Raw genomic sequence first — 1,221 nt, forward strand, 5'->3', positions numbered from 1 at the left:
CCTCGCCGTCGGTCTCCTCGGCCGGGAACCGGGCCCCGAGGTCGCCGTCGGCGAGCCGCGCCGCGACCTCGCGAAAGGCCGCGACCGGGACCTCGTCGTCGGAAGCGGTTCGGGAAGCAGCCGTCGTTTTGCCGGACGCGACCCCGCCGTCGAGAGCCGCGTCCGAGTCGATCGATGCCGTCGAACGGTCCCGGTCGGCGGGACCCCGATCGGACCGGTCACTCGCGTCGTCGCCGTTCATCTGTCGCCACTCGCCCGCAGGAGTACATAAGTCTCAGAGTCAGATTATTCGGATTGATAGCCGTCTGACGAGCGCGGTCCCCCGCGTTCGAGTCCAAAAAATCGACGGATGGCTTCGAGGCGGGCCGTCCGTCCGGCTCAGTTCGTCTCGTCCGCGTCGACGCGCTCCGCGAAGGCGAACCGCGGCTTAACGTCAGTCACCTCGACGGTGAGCGTCTCGCCGACGTCGCCGTCGACGAAGAGGGTGTAGCCGTCGACGTAGGCGATGCCGTCGCCCTCGTCGCCCTCCTCCTCGACGGTCACCTCGACCCGGTCGCCCTCGGCGACCGGCGACCGCGTGTACCCCTTCCCGACGAGGTACACCTCCGAGGAGGCGTCCCGCGAGGCGTCCGGCGAGACGGTGCGGACGTACTGGAACGCCTCGCTCACGTCGTCGCGGAAGGCGTCGAGGTCCTCGCCTTGGAACACCTTCACGACGAAGTCGCCGCCGGACGCGAGCAGTTCGTCGGCGGCCTCGAACGCCTGCCGCGCGAGGTGGACCGACCGGGCGTGATCGAGATTGTACTCGCCGGTCATGTTGGGTGCCATGTCGCTCACGACGGCGTCCGCGCCGCCCTCGTCGACCGCCTCCCGCAGATAGTGGCGGGTCCGCTCTTCGGTCATGTCGCCGCGGATCGTCTCGACGTCGTGGTCGTCGAACTCGTCGATACGCTGGAGGTCGACGCCGACGACGGTGCCGCCCTCACCCACCTCCTCGGCGGCGACCTGAAGCCACCCGCCGGGCGCGGCCCCCAGATCGACCACGGTGTCGCCGCGGTCGAACAGGGCCGCCTCCTCGTCGATCTGTTTCAGCTTGTAGGCGGAGCGGGCGCGGTACCCCTGCTGTTTGGACCGGTTGTAGTAGTCGTCTTTCCCGCTCATCTGTGGCTCACCGTGGTTCGGTGCTGAACCCCCGTCGAAACGGCGGACGAATCGGCGCTC

General features: G+C 69.0%; 2 protein-coding genes. Both read right to left on the reverse strand.

All coding sequences use genetic code 11. From position 1 onward, the window contains the following. Positions 1–241: hypothetical protein (locus BN903_RS17730; RefSeq protein ID WP_048078408.1), on the reverse strand; the 241-nt coding region annotated here is incomplete at its 3' end. Between the two features lie 137 nt (positions 242–378). After that, positions 379–1,161 (reverse strand): 23S rRNA (uridine(2552)-2'-O)-methyltransferase, encoded by a 783-nt coding sequence (locus BN903_RS14520; protein ID WP_048078409.1) that lies wholly within the window; start codon positions 1,159–1,161, stop codon positions 379–381. Positions 1,162–1,221 lie beyond the last annotated feature (60 nt).

This window comes from Halorubrum sp. AJ67, assembly GCF_000513435.1.

Coding starts and splice junctions, on each gene's coding strand:
- BN903_RS14520 (WP_048078409.1), bottom strand. CDS start 1,161: ATGAGCGGGAAAGACGACTACTACAACCGGTCCAAACAGCAGGGGTAC.